Annotated in this window: 14 protein-coding genes; 6 read left to right on the top strand and 8 right to left on the bottom strand. The window is 72.6% G+C overall.

The features are described 5' to 3' along the window. Nucleotides 1-7: 7 nt before the first annotated feature. Nucleotides 8-715: a Flp pilus assembly protein CpaB gene (gene cpaB / locus Sm713_RS04605; RefSeq protein WP_212908390.1), complete on the bottom strand. Its 708-nt coding sequence runs from the start codon at nt 713-715 to the stop codon at nt 8-10. Nucleotides 716-910: 195 nt separating this feature from the next. Then, the gene (locus tag Sm713_RS04600; RefSeq protein ID WP_212908389.1) at nt 911-1,771 is read right to left on the bottom strand and encodes a hypothetical protein; all 861 of its coding nucleotides are present in this window, start codon (nt 1,769-1,771) and stop codon (nt 911-913) included. Nucleotides 1,772-2,185: 414 nt separating this feature from the next. Between Sm713_RS04600 and Sm713_RS04595 the strand changes: the two genes are divergently transcribed. The 5 genes from Sm713_RS04595 to Sm713_RS04575 all read left to right on the top strand — a co-directional run bounded on the left by Sm713_RS04595 (nt 2,186) and on the right by Sm713_RS04575 (nt 6,638). Then, nucleotides 2,186-3,766 carry a Flp family type IVb pilin gene (locus Sm713_RS04595; RefSeq protein WP_212908388.1) on the top strand — a complete coding sequence of 527 codons (1,581 nt, stop codon included), beginning with the start codon at nt 2,186-2,188 and terminating at the stop codon, nt 3,764-3,766. A 16-nt stretch (nt 3,767-3,782) separates the two neighbouring features. Then, entirely contained in the window at nt 3,783-4,421 is a 639-nt protein-coding gene (locus Sm713_RS04590; protein ID WP_212908387.1) for a hypothetical protein, read from the top strand. 2 nt (nt 4,422-4,423) lie between these two features. Further along, nucleotides 4,424-4,855: a DUF3592 domain-containing protein gene (locus Sm713_RS04585; RefSeq protein WP_212908386.1), complete on the top strand. Its 432-nt coding sequence runs from the start codon at nt 4,424-4,426 to the stop codon at nt 4,853-4,855. Continuing rightward, entirely contained in the window at nt 4,855-5,373 is a 519-nt protein-coding gene (locus Sm713_RS04580; RefSeq protein WP_249416085.1) for a hypothetical protein, read from the top strand. The genes Sm713_RS04585 and Sm713_RS04580 overlap by 1 nt, the downstream gene beginning before the upstream one ends. Nucleotides 5,374-5,567: 194 nt before the next feature. Next, nucleotides 5,568-6,638, top strand: coding sequence for a chitinase (locus tag Sm713_RS04575; RefSeq protein WP_374195958.1), 1,071 nt, complete (start codon nt 5,568-5,570; stop codon nt 6,636-6,638). 110 nt (nt 6,639-6,748) lie between these two features. On the opposite strand, the gene Sm713_RS04570 is transcribed toward Sm713_RS04575, so the two are convergent. The 6 genes from Sm713_RS04570 to Sm713_RS04545 all read right to left on the bottom strand — a co-directional run bounded on the left by Sm713_RS04570 (nt 6,749) and on the right by Sm713_RS04545 (nt 14,117). After that, a complete protein-coding gene (locus Sm713_RS04570; RefSeq protein ID WP_212908385.1) occupies nt 6,749-8,098 on the bottom strand; it encodes an Nramp family divalent metal transporter in 1,350 nt (449 codons plus the stop codon). Nucleotides 8,099-8,676: 578 nt separating this feature from the next. Beyond that, nucleotides 8,677-9,564 (bottom strand): hypothetical protein, encoded by an 888-nt coding sequence (locus tag Sm713_RS04565; protein WP_212908384.1) that lies wholly within the window; start codon nt 9,562-9,564, stop codon nt 8,677-8,679. Between the two features lie 115 nt (nt 9,565-9,679). Beyond that, nucleotides 9,680-11,200 carry a GntP family permease gene (locus Sm713_RS04560; RefSeq protein WP_212908383.1) on the bottom strand — a complete coding sequence of 507 codons (1,521 nt, stop codon included), beginning with the start codon at nt 11,198-11,200 and terminating at the stop codon, nt 9,680-9,682. A gap of 180 nt (nt 11,201-11,380) precedes the next feature. Beyond that, nucleotides 11,381-11,791, bottom strand: a complete 411-nt coding sequence (locus Sm713_RS04555) for a RidA family protein (RefSeq protein ID WP_212908382.1) — start codon at nt 11,789-11,791, stop codon at nt 11,381-11,383. Then, a complete protein-coding gene (locus Sm713_RS04550) occupies nt 11,788-12,681 on the bottom strand; it encodes an IclR family transcriptional regulator (RefSeq protein WP_249416084.1) in 894 nt (297 codons plus the stop codon). The genes Sm713_RS04555 and Sm713_RS04550 overlap by 4 nt, the downstream gene beginning before the upstream one ends. After that, entirely contained in the window at nt 12,678-14,117 is a 1,440-nt protein-coding gene (locus Sm713_RS04545; protein WP_212911779.1) for a sugar kinase, read from the bottom strand. Before Sm713_RS04545 ends, Sm713_RS04550 begins: the two co-directional genes overlap by 4 nt. Before the next feature lie 311 nt (nt 14,118-14,428). Between Sm713_RS04545 and Sm713_RS04540 the strand changes: the two genes are divergently transcribed. Next, on the top strand, nt 14,429-15,856 hold the full coding sequence (locus Sm713_RS04540) for an amino acid deaminase (protein WP_212908381.1): 1,428 nt from the start codon (nt 14,429-14,431) through the stop codon (nt 15,854-15,856). The last annotated feature ends 41 nt before the right edge of the window (nt 15,857-15,897 follow it).

Here is a 15,897-nt window from a genome sequence, read left to right as displayed (position 1 = left end):
CCGAACCTCACCGGTCCTCGTCGAGGGTGTAGGAGCGGTCGCCCGGCGGGATCGTCGTGTCGCTGCCCGGTGCCACCAGGGCGAGCCGCACGTGCTCGGCGAAGGACTCCGCGTACGCCACGCGCTGCGCGTTGAGGGTGTTCAGGGCGAAGGTGATCGGGACGACCTGGGTGGGCTCGCTCTGGTTGTCGTTGGTCTTGGGCTCCAGCGCCGTGATCTTGCCGACGTCGAGCACCCGGGCGCCGGGCACGATCACGCGGGACTGCGACTTCTGGTTCTCGTTCTGCGCGGCGAAGGTGGCGTAGATGTTGACCGTGGAGCCGGGGGTGATCTTGCCGGCGACGCCGGTCTCGGCGTCGATCATGATGGCGATCTCCTGCTCGCCGGCCTTCAGCTCCGGCTGCTGGACCAGCATGTCGGACTGGAGCAGCGAGCCCTTGCGCAGGTTGGTCACCGCGATCTTCCCGTCGATCTGGGCGAGATTGGTGACGGCGGTCTCGGGCAGCCAGCGCTTCGGCATGGTGACCTTCTTGAAGGCGCCGCTGTCCAGCTTGGTGTAGGGGGCGATGTCGGAGGTGAGCTCATAGGCGCCGACCTCGGGGCCGACCTTCGAATTCACGTCGCTGATCACGGACACCACTCCGGCGAACGCGCCGAATGCGCACAGGACGGAGACGAGCAGAAGTATGACGCCACGGCGCTGACGTGAATTCATGAGCGAGACGACCTCGTTCGGTTTCCGGGGACTTGTGTCGGGATCTGGGGGATGTCATCGGCGGCCGCGGGGCCGGCGCGCGGCGCCCCGTGGTGCGGGGGACGCGGTGCTCGGCCGCGGACGGCGGCCCGGCCCACGCGCCCGGCCGGCGGATCCCGGGGTGCGGGCGGCGGCGGGCCATGGCCCGGGGGTTCCTTACGGAGGGGAGGCGTTCGGCGTCCTTCCGGTAGGGACACCCGCCGCGCGGTTCTGGTTCTCCCTGGCGAGCGGCGCGGCGCAGAAGCAGCAGCGGTCGCCGATCAGTTCCATGCCGCACCAGTGGCACCGCTCGCGCCGTACGGACGAGACGAGCTGGTGGATGACGGAGATGTCGGAGAGGTGGGCGGCGAACTCGATCAGCTTCTGCGTGCCCCACCAGCGGCCCGAGTCCTCGGGCAGCGCGGTCTCGTGCACCCCGCGCACGCCCCAGGCCGGGGCGAGTGTGCCGGTGACCCAGTCGGACTGCAACTGTCCCCTGGCGACGGTGAGGTGCGTGGCGTAGTCGGGGCCGGCGAGCCGGTCCTCCCCGCCGATCTTGACCAGCTGCGGATGCGACCCCGCGACCACGCCGAACTGGCTGCCCGGCACCCAGGACTTGGCGTGCGACTTCAGGCTGACGGGCACGTGGTCGAGGCGGGCAACGGAGTTCAGCAGGGCGCCGGCGTGGATGTAGTGCGCCAGCAGCCGGGCCGAGGCGGCCACCACGCCCGCGCTGAAGTCGCACACCGACAGCTGCCGCAGCTGGCGGACCAGGACCGCAAGGCCCAGCGGCGGCAGCTCGGACTCGATCAGCGCGATCCGGTCGCTCTCCAGGATCGCGCGCACGGTGTGCAGCCGGCGGACGAACGCGGTGTCGAGGGTGGCCGGGTAGACCACGACGACGTACCCGAACTGCTCCTGGAGCACCTGCGTCTCGGCGAGCGCGTCCTCCAGCGGCTGCTCGTCCGGCGCCTTGAGGGCCACCGCCGTCGGCGTCTGCTGATCGGTCGGCGGCAGGACGAGATCGGCTCTCGTCACGGCAATTGCGGTCGGCACCTTGCGTTCCCCCGTCCACTCCGGTCAGCACGCAGCACCTTATCCGCGTCGTCTGAAGCAGAGAACACCGAACTTTTCCCGGAGTCGAGCCCTGAGGGGGAGTCAGGCATGGCCCGGCAGGCAGGACTCCAGCGTAACCCCGCCCTCGTGGCCGGCGGCCAAAACGAGCCGGAACACTCCGGTAATTGAATAGGTAAATGCGACCGGCCGGGCGGTCCGTGCGAACGGTGCCCGTCCGCCGAGGCAATTCTCCGGAATGGGGCCCGGAACGGGCTCCCTTTGGGCCTGCCCGTGGGCCCCCGGACCTATGTGTGCCCACGCCCCGCGGAGCTACTGTCCGGGGCGTCAGCCGGGGTACGCGGGGTTTTCGCGGGATGTCTCAAGGGGGGCGGACCCATGGGCAGGGGGGACGGCGGCGGGCTGCCGCCGGGCATCGGCGGACGCGGATGGCGCCCCGGTCGCGCAGGGGACGATCGGGGCGCCTCGGCCACCGAGTACCTGGGCGCGGTCATCGTGATGGTGGCCGTCGTCTCCGCCCTGCTGGCCACGGGCGTCGGGCAGAGCGTCGCGAGCACGTTCCGCACCAAGGTGTGCCGGGTCCTGGACCTCGGGAGCTGCGGTGGCGGCGGGCCCGTCCAGGGCAGGCCGGTCACCGACTCGGACTTCGAGCCGCCGCTGTGCCAGGTGTCGTCCATCTCGGACAAGGCCGGCGACAAGATCAAGATCCTGTTCTTCGAGATCGGCAACGACTTCGGCATCCAGGAGCAGCACTTCAAGGCGAAGACCGACGTCAACGGCGACGGGAAGGTCGACGGCAAGGACCAGCTGGTCTACCTGACGTTCACGGACGCCGCCTCGGTGGGCGCGAAGAAGGACTTCAAACCGGGGCTGAAACTCGGCGAGATGGGGGGCGGCGAGATCGAGCTGGGCGCCGGCATCAAGGTCACGGACGGCGACACGTACGTCTTCACCAGCGAGGACGAGGCCAGGAAGTTCCGCGACGACATCAACACCATCGAGTCGTACCAGCAGCGGCAGATGATGCCCGGCGGCGGCGACGCCAGCATGGGTGACGCCATCCTCAACCTCTTCGGCACCGGCCCGCTGCACGACTACGAGGAGGCCGAGAAGCGCGTCAAGGACGGTCTCGGCGACAACCGGAAGATCACCTACGGCAAGGTCGGCCTGGACCTGTCCGGCAACTTCGGCCTGAAGGTCGACTCCCCGGACGACGAGGAGATGACCTCCAAGCTCGGCGGCCACGTCTCCTTCACCCCGGACGTGACGTGGACCAACGACGCTTACCACCACACCAAGTCCTACACGTACTCAGCGCAGTTGCAGTACGGCGCCGATGCCACCGTCGCCTTCGGCCCCGCCGAGTACGGCGTCTCCTCGAACACGGTGCGGACCGGCACCATCACCGTCACCCGCGACGAGAGGACCGGCAAGCTGCTGTCCGTCACGATGACGCAGACCATCGAGGGCACGAGCCTGAAGGACAAGGGCAAGGGCAGCGGCGACAACGGCAAGCAGGGCAAGGACAAGCGCGGCGGCTCAGGCTCGGCCGGGGGCAACGACAGCGAGACCGGCATCAAGGTCGTGACGAACCAGATCTCCTTCGACCCGGGCCAGGCGGGCGACGCGGACCGCGCCGTCGCCCAGCGGTGGCTGGACGGCACCGGGAACAACGCCGCCCCGTTCGCGTACCTCTTCGGTGACCACGCCCCTGACGAGCGGCCCGGCCAGGACGACCCGTTCGGGCGGCTGCTGTTCGACAGGGGCCAGTCCAGCCTGACCACGTACACCGGCGAGACGAACGCCGCCGAGTACGGCTTCGAGCTGAACCTGGGCCTGAGCCTCGGCTTCTCGGTGAGCACCGAGCACAAGGAGGAGACGCTGGACGACGCGCGGTTCCTCGGCGCCCCTCGCGGTGACCGGCGCTCCTACCTCCCCTACAGCTACTGTGCGAACTGACGACAGGAGCCAGCTCATGACCACCAGACTCCGCCGTACCGCGGGCGCCGGGCGCCGCCCGGCCCTCCGCCTCCCCGTCGCCGCCACCGGCCTGTGCGCCCTCGCCGCGCTCGCCCTCACCGGGTGCGGCGAGGGGCACTCCGGCGCGTCGGGGAACGGCTCCGGCGCCCAGGGCTCGGCCCCCGACGGGTGGGGCACGCTGGCGACGAAGAGCGTCGACGTGTCGTACCCGAAGTCCGGGGCGGCCGGATACACCGAGGAGAGCGCGGCCGAGCGCGGCAAGGCCGCCGCCGCCGCGGTCCGCACCGACAAGGGCGTGAAGGTCTCCACCATCACCGTGCAGCTCGACTTCACCCGCGCCCGCTCGGCCGACGAGGCCGCCATCGGCGCGGAGGCCCAGGTGCAGCTGGGTGCCACGCTCCAGGGCACGAGGAAGGTCTCCCTGAGCGGCGCCGCTGACGCACGCCGTGTCGACTTCACGTTCACCTCGTCGGGCCGCGCGCACACCCCGCCCAAGGGTTCGCGCGTGCACGGGGTGATCCTGACCGGACTCGACTCCGCGAAGAAGACGTTCGCCGTCCGGGTCGACGCCCAGCAGGGGGTCCTGCCGGACGCCGACCTGAAGGACATCATCGACTCGATCGAGGTGCACTGACGGTGGGGACGCCGGCCGTCGAAGTGCTCGTCTTCGCGCTGGCGGCGGTCGTCTGCGCGGCCGTCACGGTGTCGTCGGCGCGGCGGCTGGCGAGGGTGGTGCGGACGCTGCGGCACGGCGCGCGGGCCGAGGGCCGGTGCGTCCGGGTGAGGTCCGAGCCGTACAACCGCTCCGACGCGGCCCGGTACTTCTTCGCGTTCCAGACCGCCGACGGCAGCACCGTCGAGTTCGAGGACATGGCGAAGTGGTCCATGGGTGTCGGCGACCGGGTCACGGTCACCTACGACCCCCGCGACCCGCGGAGGACGGCGACCACAGCCGGCCGCGGCTCCTTCTCGCCCGTGGTGCAGCACCTCGCCCTGGTGGCGGGCTGCGGCGCCGGCACGGCCGTGTTCACGGCGCTCGTTCTCGTCCGGCTCCTCGGAGGCTCCTGATGACACGCCCCCCGCGGCACGAGTGGTCCCGCCCCGGGGCGGGGCCCAGTACCGGCGCCGAAGGCCGGTTCCCCGGCGGGGGAGGGGGACCGGCGGCGGGGGGCCGGGGCCGCGGCGGGGGCTTCCTCGCACTCGCGCGGGCGTGGGCGGCCGGCATCGTTGTCCTGGTCGTCACCGAGTACCTCCAGGTGACGCTGCTCTACGAGAACCTGGCCGGCCCGTCAGGGCCCCGGACCTGGGGAGCCACGCTGGCCCTGGTGCACCTGCCGAACCTGGCCTGCATCGCCCTCGCGACCTGGGCCGCGGCCCGGACGCACCCCGAACCGGGGTGCGAGGAGCCGGCGCGGCACGCGGTCGCTGCCTGCGCGGTGCCGGCGGTCGCGCAGGTGCTCACGCTCGCCGTGGAGCGGCACCGGCCGGGCTTCGACGGGCTGGCGGTGGGGATGTCCACGGGGGTGCTGATCACCGGGTGCGCCGTCGGCTGGGCGGCCGACCGGTGGCAGCGCTCGGAGCCGTGACGCCGCGCGCCGCGGCGTCCGGGCGGCCGGAGGAACCCGAGAGGGTGGTCCTCTTCCACAGGTCTTGACAACTCCATTGGTCTGAACCAGCGTGGTACGCCAACGGTGGCCACCGTTCCCTACCCGCAAGCCCTCTGACGGGCGTTCAGCGGCTCCTGCCGCCCTCGCCCGCCGACCCCCCACCGGAGGCTGCAGTGGACCGCGTACCGGACCCCATCGAGACGAGCACCCCACCCACAAGACGCGGCAGGACCTGGGCGGCCCTGGCCGCCGCGGCGGTGGCTGCCGCCTCGCTCAGCCTGGCCGGGCTCACCACCGACCGCGCGGACGCCGCCGGCACGGACACCGTCCGCCCGGCCGGCCGGGCAGCGGCGGCCGATGTGCCGAAGCACGCCGTGACGGGCTACTGGCAGAACTTCAACAACGGCGCCACCGTGCAGAAGCTCTCGGACGTGTCCGACCAGTACGACATCATCGCCGTGGCCTTCGCCGACGCCACCTCGACCCCGGGCGCGGTGTCGTTCTCGCTGGACTCGTCCGGCCTGGGCGGCTACACCGAGGACCAGTTCAAGGCCGACATCAAGGCCAAGCAGGCGGACGGCAAGAAGGTCATCGTCTCGGTGGGCGGCGCGAACGGCACGGTCTCCGTGAACGACGACACCTCGGCCCAGGCCTTCGCCGACTCCGTGCACGCGCTGATGGAGACGTACGGGTTCGACGGCGTCGACATCGACCTGGAGAACGGGCTCAACTCCACCTACATGTCGAAGGCCCTTCAGACGCTCGGTCAGGAGGCCGGCAGCGGCCTGGTCGTGACGATGGCCCCGCAGACCGTCGACATGCAGTCGCCCGCCAACGAGTACTTCAAGACGGCGCTGAACATCAAGGACATCCTCACCGTCGTCAACATGCAGTACTACAACAGCGGCTCGATGCTGGGCTGCGACGGCCAGGTCTACAGCCAGGGCACGGTGGACTTCCTGACCTCGCTCGCCTGCATCCAGCTGGAGAACGGCCTCGCGCCGTCCCAGGTGGGCCTCGGCCTGCCCGCCTCCGGCAGCGCGGCCGGCGGCGGCTACGTCGACCCGGGTGTCGTCAACAACGCGCTGGACTGCCTGACCAAGGGCACCGGCTGCGGCTCCTTCAAGCCGGACAGGACCTACCCGGACCTGCGCGGTGCCATGACCTGGTCGACCAACTGGGACGCGACCGCAGGCAGCGCCTGGTCCGACAGCGTCGGCGCGCACGTGCACGCCCTTCCGTAACCCCCCACGAACCACTCTCCAACCCCCCACGGTCCGCAGCGCCGCCGCTCTCCCGGCGGCGCTGCGGGCTGTTCGGGGTCGTTCCGCTGCCCGAAGACGCTCTGGGCCGGCTACCAGGGGATCTCGCGCACCTGCTCGACGCAGAGCACGAGGAACAGCAGGCCCGCGATGCCGAGCATGGCGTTGCTGAGCATGCCGTTGCGCCACTGCCTCGGGGTGCGGGAGGAGTTGAGCATCCAGATCAGCGTCAGCGCCAGGAACGGCATGAAGAACGCGCCCAGCACGCCGTAGGCGATGACGAGTCCGAACGGCTGGTTCAGCCAGAGCAGCGCGATCGGAGGGAACGTCAGCCAGAGCAGGTAGGCCCTGAACGGCAGGGTGCGCTCGCGGGCGCCGGCGGCGATCTCCTCCGCGCGGGACTCCCGTCGGCTGCGCAGGCGCTCGACGAAGTCGGCGAAGAGCAGCGAGACGCCGTGCCAGACGCCGACGAGCGCGGAGAAGGAGGTGGCGCAGAAGCCGACCAGGAACAGCTTGGCGGTGAACACGCCGAAGCGGTCCTCAAGGATGCCGGAGAGGTCCACGAGGCCCTTGTCGCCGGAGGCCAGCGCGATGCCCGAGGAGTGCAGCAGCTCGGCGCCGACGATCAGCATCGCCACCACGAAGACGCCGGTGGTGAGGTAGGCGACGCGGTTGTCGAGCCGCATCACCTTCATCCACACGGGGCCCGTCCAGCCCTTGGCGTTGACCCAGTAGCCGTAGGCGGCCATCGTGATCGTGCCGCCGACGCCGCCGATCAGGCCGAGCGTGTAGAGGACCGAGCCGTGCGGCAGGACCGGCAGCAGGCCCGCGAACGCGGCCGGCAGGTCCGGCGCGACCCGGATCGCCACGTACACCACGATGAGGAACTTGACGCCGATGAGCACCGTCATCAGTTTCTCGAAGCGGTGGTATCGGTTGAACCAGACCAGCACAAGACCGATCAGCCCTGCCGCGATGGCGAACGTCTTCAGCCCGCCCGGGGTGTCCGGGAAGAGCGCGGCGAGCGGCAGCGCGGTGGACGACATCGCCGTGGCCCCGTAGACGAAGCCCCAGATGACGATGTAGATGCCGAAGTAGACCGAGGTCCAGTTGCCGAGCGAGCGCCAGCCGTCGAACATCGTGCGCCCGGTCGCCAGGTGCCAGCGCCCGGTCGCCTCGGCGAGCGAGATCTTCACCAGGCAGCCGACGACCGCCGCCCACATCAGCGTGTAGCCGAACTTCGAGCCGGCGATCAGGGTGGCGACCAGGTCGCCCGCGCCGACGCCGGTCGCGGCGACGACGATGCCGGGGCCGATGTACTTCCAGCGGGCCTTGTGGGGACCCCCCGGGGCGGTGCCCGCGGCCGCGCTGGGCGCGGCGCCTGCTACGGGTGCGGTGCCCCCTGCGGGGGCCGGGCCTGCGTTGTCCGGTGTCTCGGCCATGCGCATCAAGAAAGCGAAAGATCGGCGGGCGCACAAGGGGGCATGCAGCGGCGATCCCCCTGTACGGGCGCCCCCCTCTCGGTACGTCGAGCGAGCACGCCTCGCGCCGCGGGTCCGGGCGCCCCCTCACCGCGCGCTGCGCGCGGCCAGGTGCCGGCCGGTGGCCCGAAGGCGACAGAACCTGCCCCCTCGGGACGGTGACGACCTGACGCACCTCGTCGTGGCTGGTCGCGCCCACGCGGCGGAGCCGCATATCGACACAGCCCCGCGCCCCTGACGGGGCGCTACGCGCCCTCCAACGGCGCCCCTACGGGGCGATGCTCACGGGCGCGCGGCGCCCGCTCAGGGGCGCGGGGAACTGCGCGAGCAACCACCATCCACCGGTGGCCCGGAGACGGCAAGAACCGCCCCCTTCGGCCGGTGGCCGACCACAGGTCTCGCCGCAGCCGACCGCACAAGCCCCCACCGCGGCGCAGCCCCGCCGAAAAGGAGCGCGAGGAACTCCGCGAGCAACCACCATCCACCGGTGGCCCGGAGACGGCAGGAACCGCCCCCTTCGGCCGGTGGCCGACCGCAGGTCAGTTCTTGGCCGGGGCCTCCGCCGCCGCGGACTCCGCAGCGGACTCCGCAGAAGGCTCCTCCGCGGAAGCGGACTCCTCACCGGACGCCGGCTCGTCAACATCCTCCGGCTCAACGGAATCCGGCTCCTCGTCGGTCCCATGGACCGACTCCTCCTCGAAGTAGGCGTCCAGCACCTCATCCAGGCGCGCCGTCCACTCCTTGAGTGCCGACTTGTCCGGGGCCTGCACCTCGGCGGGGTACCACCGGCGGTCGGGAGTGTGGGCCGTGACCGTGAGGCGCCGGGTGAACCGGGTCGTCTCGTACTCGACGGCCGCGATCTCCTCCCAGGTCCACTCCGCCGCCTGGTCGTCCAGCGTGAACCGGACGCCGTCGGCGTCGATGGCGATGGAACCCCGGCGGTCCTTGGCCTCGAAGGCGGGCTTGCCGCCGTCCTCGGCATCGGAGGTGTCGGTGGCATCCGAGTCCTCGGAGCCGCCGGACGCGTCCGAGGCATCGGACACCTCGGAGTCACCCGAACCGCCGGAAGCCTCCGTGGCGGTGTCCTCGGTAGCCTCAGCGACCGCGGACTCCTCGTCCGCCTCCCCCGTGGTGCCCTCGGCCTCGTCGTCGTCCTCCGCCAGAGGGGCCTCCCCCTCCGCGGCACCCGGTTCCTGGTCGGCTTCGGCGTCACCCGAATCCTCTGGAGCGTCCTCCTTCCCCGCGGCCCGGGAGCCGTCGGCGTCCGCGGTCGCCGCCGCGTCGTCCTGCTCCGCCTGGTCCGTTGCGGCGCCGTCCCGCTGGTCCTCGGGCTCGTCGCGGCCGGAGGGCATGAGGCCGGAGATGAACGCAGGATCAGTCGAGGCGACCTGCACTGGCTGGATCTTCAGATCTTTGCGCTGCTCCACGGCGGGCAGTATGGACGACGAACCTGTGTTCGCGACAGTCGGGCCGGTCAGGCGGACAGCGCCCGCGGCGGGTGGCCGCGGGCGCCGCGCGCCGAGCGGGGAGGAGGCCCGGCGCCTAGACGAAGAGGCTCACCACCGCGGCCATCACGAAGCCCGCGACGGACAGCACGGACTCCAGGACGGTCCACGTCTTCAGGGTGTCCCGCTCGCTGATCCCGAAGTACTTGGCGACCATCCAGAACCCGCCGTCGTTGACGTGCGAGGCGAAGATCGAGCCCGCCGAGATGGCCATGATCACCAGCGCCGTGAAGGCCTGCGAGTACCCGCCGTGCTCCAGCAGCGGCCAGACGATGCCGGCGGTGGTGACGATGGCCACGGTCGCGGAGCCCTGCGCGACCCGCAGCACCAGGGAGATCAGGTACGCCAGCACGATCACCGGCAGGCCCACGTCGTGGAAGGTGTCCGAGAGGGCCTGCGCGACCCCGCTGCCCTTGAGGACGGCACCGAAGATCCCGCCCGCGCCGACCACCAGCAGGATGTTGCCGACCGGCTTGAGGGAGGCCGTCGAGACGGTCTCCAGCGACTTGCGCGACCAGCCGCGGCGCAGGCCGAGCAGCCAGTAGGCGAGGCCCAGCGCGATGGTGAGCGCGACGAACGGGTGGCCCAGGAACTCGACCACGGAGCGGCCCGTGGAGGGGTCGAAGACGATGGAGGAGAACGTCGCCAGCAGGATCAGCACCAGCGGGGTGCCGATGATGGCGAGCACGGTGCCGAGCGGCACGGGCTTCTCCGGCGGGGTGACGCCCGCGGCGCGCTGCTCGGCCCGCAGCGCCTGCCGGGACTCCTCGGCGGCCTCGGCCATGTCCTGCGGCACGGGCACGAAGAGCCGGCGACCGATCCAGGCCGACCACACCCACGCGGCGAGCACGGCGGGCAGGCCGCAGATGACGCCCATCAGGATGATCCAGCCGAGGTCGACGTGGAGCAGCGCGGCGGCGGCGACGGGGCCGGGGTGCGGCGGCAGGAAGGCGTGCGTCATGGACAGGCCCGCCAGCATCGGCATGGCGTAGAGGACGATCGACTTGCCGGACCGCTTGGCGGCCGCGTAGACGAGCGGCGCGAGGACGAAGATGCCGACGTCGAAGAAGACGGGGATGCCGAATATGAGGCCGGTCAGGCCCATGGCGAGCGGGCCGCGCTTCTCGCCGAAGAGGCGCATCAGCCGGGCCGCGAGCACCTCGGCGCCGCCGGAGACCTCCAGGACCGCCCCGAGCATGGTGCCGAGGCCGATGATGATGGCGATATGGCCGAGGGTGCCGCCCATGCCGGACTCGATCAGGGAGACCGCGTCCGACTTCTGCACGGTGCCGAAGAGCTCCGTGACGGACAGGCCGGCCCCGAGGCCGACGGCTATGGAGACCGCGAGCAGGGCGACGAACGGTTGCAGCCGCACCTTGATGATCAGGAAGAGCAGCAGCAGGATGCCGAGCACGGCGAGGGTCAGCAGGCCCGGGGTGCCGTCGATCAGGAGCAGCAGGCCGCCGGTGTGGGGTGGCGTCTCGGGCGCCGCCGCGGCGGCCAGGGTGTGAGGCGATGCCCCGGCGGCCGGCGCCAGGACATGCGTGGATGGGGACATGGGGGACCTCGTAATTCCATCAGGACTTTCGCGAATGGGGCAGGGTGAAGCGCGGCGCGGCGCCATGGGGCGCCGCGCCGTGTTCCGGGGGTGGTGTCGCGGCCCCGTACGTGCTGTCAGGGCCGCGTCAAACTGACGGCAGGGAGGGCCGGCCCAGGCGGGCCGGCCGGCCCGCCTCGCTCAGCCCAGCACGGCGAGCGCGTCGATCTCGACGAGCAGCCCCTTGGGCAGACCGACGTAGACGGTGGTGCGCGCGGCGGGGGGCTGCTTGAGGTCCTGCTCCTCGAAGTAGCCGTTGTAGAGGGTGTTGAACTCCGCGAAGTGGGCCACGTCCGTCAGGTACACGCGGATCATCATCACGTCGTCCCAGCTCGCGCCGCCCTCTTCGAGGATCGCCTTCACGTTGGCGAGGGTCTGGAGGGTCTGCTCGCCCAGGCTGGGACCGGCCGGGGTGGGCGGCTGGCCCTCGACGGCGGGCAGGAAGCCGACCTGGCCGGCGACCTGGAGGATGTTGCCCTTCCTGACGCCGTGGGAGAACTTCGCGGGCGGGGTGGTGTGGGTCGCGGGGGTGAGGGCGGTCTTCTCGGTCATGGGCGGTCCTTGGTGGGGTGTGCGTGAGGTGCGGGGTGTGCGTGAGGCGGTGCGGCGGGGGCCGCCGCGCCGGACGCGGCGGGTGGCTCGGGAACGTCCACCGCGGCGGACGCGGCGGCGAGCCCCCGGGCCGGGGCCGTCCCCGAGCCGGGGTGCCCCGAGTACTCCCGGCTGATGGCGTCCGCGGTACGGCGCACCAGCGGCAGCAGGGTGAGGAGTTCCTCGGCCGTCACGACCACGTTCGGCGCGGACACCGACATGGCGGCCACGGCCCTGCCGCCGGCGCCGGTGATGGGGGCGCCGACGCAGTTGATGGACTCCTCGTGGCCGCCGAGGTCGGTGGCCCAGCCCTGTTCGCGCACGGTGGCCAGCTCCTTGAGGAAGGCGGTGGCGTTCGGCGTCGAACGGGACGTGTACATGGGGTAGTCGAGGCGGTGCGCCAGCGTCCGGCGCTCGGCCTCGGGCAGGTCGGCCAGCAGCAGCTTGGCGACCGCGGCGACGGTGATGGCGACCGGCTTGCCGATCCGCGAGTACATCCGGACCGGGTAGCGGCTCTCCACCTTGTCGATGTACAGCACCTCGTCCTCCTCGTGGACGGCGAGGTGCACGGTGTGGCCGCACCGCTCGTTGAGGTCGACGAGGTGGGGGTGGGCGATCTCGCGCACGTCCAGGCTCTCCACGGCCTGCTGCGCCAGCGCGAAGAGCCGCGCCCCGAGCCGGTAGCGCTGGTCGGACTGGCGGTAGACCAGGCCGTGCTCGTGCAGGGTGCGCAGCAGCCGCAGGGCCGTGGACTTGTGCACGCCGAGGCTCTCGGCGACCCGGCCGAGGTCGGCGGGGCCCTCCGCGAGCAGCGGCAGGATGCTCAGCGCGCGGTCGACGGTCTGGCTCATGGCGTACGCCCCTCCTCGTCGGCCCCGCTCCCCTGCGCGCGGGGACCGGCCCCGTGCGCGTCCCTCGCGCCCGCCCGGCCGGCGCCGGCCATGTCCCTCGTCCAGCCGGGGCCGAGTCGAAGTGTCCCCCATGCCTCCTCGTCCAGAGCGGCCAGCCGGTCGGCGCGCGCCTGCCAGGCCCCGGCCGCTCCTCCACCGGCCGCGGTGCCCGGGTCTCCCAGGTCGCCGGGGACGGTGAGGGCGGCGGCGGCCATCAGGTGGCCGTGCCTGACCCGGTCGCGTACGGGCAGGCCGCGCAGGGTGCCGGAGAGGAACCCGGCGGCGAAGGCGTCGCCCGCGCCGACCGGGGCGACCACGTCCACGTGCAGGGCGGGCACGAAGGTGACGGTGTCGGGCGCGCCGGCCGCGTCCGCCGCCCTCGGCGCGCGCTCCTCCCCTTGCTCCCGGTGGAAGACGGTGACGCCGGTGGCGCCCTGCTTGACGACGAGCAGCCGGGGCTCGGGCAGCAGGGCGCGGACGGCGGCGGGCCCACCGGTGACGTGCCACGCCGCCTCGGCCTCGTCCTCGCCGACGAAGACCAGGTCGCAGCGGCGCGCGAGGGCGAGCAGGGTCTCGCCGGGGCGGTCGGCGGGACCCCAGAGGCTGACGCGGTAGTTGACGTCGAAGGAGAGCAGCGGGCGGTGCGCGGCGGCGGTGCGGTCGGCGGGGCGCGAGCCGGCCGGGCCGCCGTCGCCAGCGGCGCGCGAGTCGGCGGGTCCACGCTCGTCGGCGTCGCGCGAGTCGGCGGGTCCACGCTCGTCGGCGTCGCGCGAGCCGGCCGGTCCGCCCTCGTCCGGCGCCCGGAGCGCGGGGCGGGTGGTGAGGTCGTCCAGGAGGGCGCGGCAGTCGGCGGAGAGCGCGGCGGTGATGCCGGTGAGGTGCAGGACGCGGCCCGAGCGCAGCACGTCGGCGGGCATGTTCGCCGGGGACATGGCCGAGGCGGCGGAGCCGGCGCGGTAGTAGACGACTTCGGCGAGGCCCGCCGAGGGCCGCTCAGAGGATGGCTGAGCGGATGGCCCGACGGACGGTGAGGCGGGGGCAGCGGGAACGCCGGGGTCCTCCGAAGCACCGGGGTCCCCCGAAGCGCCCGTTCCTCCTGCCGTGCCGGAGGCGCCCGGGGCGCCGCGGGACACCGCGCGCTCCCCCGCCGTGCGGAAGTAGATCCCCGTGGGCCGCCGCGGATCGCGCTGGACGTCGCAGGTGTCGACGCCGTAGGAGGCGATCCGCTCCACGAGGTGGTCCCCGAAGCCGTCCGTGCCGACCCGGCTCACCCACTTCGCGGTGTGCCCGGCGCCGGCCAGACCGACCGCCACGTTCGACTCGGCGCCGCCGATGGCCCGTTCGAACGCGGGCACGTCGGCGAGCCGGCCGGGCCTGCTGGGCAGGAAGGTGACCATGGACTCGCCGAGGGCCACCACGTCGAAGCGGGCCGCACCCGCCGCGCCGCCCCGCTCCGGGCGCGCCGCGCCGGCGGGAGGGGCGCTGGTGCGCGCGTCCCCTGGGGGCTGGTCCCCGGCTCCGGAGGCGGTCACGGTGGTCGGCTCCTCGCTCGTCTCGCTCGTCCGGGCCGCGGGGGTCCTGCGGCTGCTCGCCCGGTGGGTCGGGTGGGGTCGGGTGGCTGCGTTGACCGGGCGTGGCTGGGATGTTAGACAGCACTGAGCGGCATACGCAATGACAGTTGCACTATATGCAACGAGCAGGAGGCTCCATGGCGTCCGACCACGTGACCGGTGAGTCCGTTTCCCCCTCCGGAAACCCCGTAGCCACCGATCCCGAGGGCTCCCGCGATCCCGCCGGGCGCCGGGCCTCGGATCCGGCCGTCCGCACGGTCGTCGAGGCCGCCGCCCGGCTGGCGGACGAGCGCGTCGACCACCGCTTCAAGGGCCTGCCGCCGGACGCCGAGGGACTGACCGTCGGCGAGCTCGCGGCGCAGCGCAGGAACCTCTTCACGGACGGCTTCACCACCCCCGTCCTCACGCTCTCCGCCGAACGCCTCGCCCACAACCTCACCCTGATGGAGAGCTACGCGGAGCGGCACGCCCTGTCGTTCGCGCCGCACGGCAAGACGTCCATGGCGCCGCAGCTCTTCGCGCGCCAGCTCCAGTACGGCGCCTGGGGCATCACGCTCGCGGTGCCGCACCAGGTGCGGGTGGCGCGCGCCTTCGGCGTCCCGCGCGTCTTCCTCGCCAACGAGCTGGTGGACGCGCCCGCCCTGACCTGGCTCGCCGGGCAGCTCGCCGCCGACCCGGACTTCCGCTTCATCTGCTACGTCGACTCGGTGCGCGGCGTCGAGCTGATGGACGGCATCCTGCGGCAGGCCGGCGCGCAGGCGGGCGGCACCGCGCGCCCGGTGGACGTCGTGGTCGAGCTGGCCGGGGGCGAGGGCGCCCGCACCGGTGCCCGCACGGACGCCGAGTGCCGGGCCGTCGCCGACGCGGTGGCCGCGACGGGCACGCTGCGGCTGGTGGGCGTCGCCGGCTACGAGGGCGAGGTGCCGGACGCCACGCCGGAGCGCGTGGGCGCCTATCTGCGCCGGCTGACCGCACTGCTCGCCGAGTTCGACAAGGCGGGCCGGTTCGGCGGCGCGGGGCTCGACGAGATCGTGGTGAGCGCGGGCGGCAGCGCGTGGTTCGACGCGGTCGCGGACGTCTTCGCCGAGATCCCGGGACTCTCGCTGCCGGTGCGCAAGCTGCTGCGCTCGGGGGCGTACGTGTCGCACGACGACGGCCACTACCGGCACGTCACGCCCTTCAACAGGGTGCCCGAGGAGGGCGCGCTGCACCCCGCGTTCCGGCTGTGGGCGCAGGTCGTCTCGCGGCCCGCGCCGGACCAGGCGTTCCTGAACGCCGGGAAGCGGGACGCGGCGTACGACCTCGACCTGCCGGAGGCACAGGTGGTACGGGACGCCGCCGCGGGTGCCGGTGGCGGGGCGGAGCGCGCCGCTGAGGGCATCGAGGTCGAGAAGCTCTCGGACCAGCACGCGTGGCTGCGGACCGGGCCCGCGGCCCGGCTGCGGGTCGGGGACTGGGTCGGGCTCGGCCTCTCGCATCCGTGCACGTCGTTCGACAAGTGGTCCCTGATCCCGGTGACCGAGCCGGACGGCACGGTGACGGACTACGTCCGGACGTTCTTCTAGGGGTGCGCCCCGAGACGGCGGTGGCTGCCCCTTGCGGCCGG

The organism is Streptomyces sp. TS71-3 (assembly GCF_018327685.1).
In the GTDB taxonomy this organism is placed as follows: Bacteria; Actinomycetota; Actinomycetes; order Streptomycetales; family Streptomycetaceae; genus Streptomyces.
This window is presented reverse-complemented; position numbering and strand designations above follow the sequence as displayed.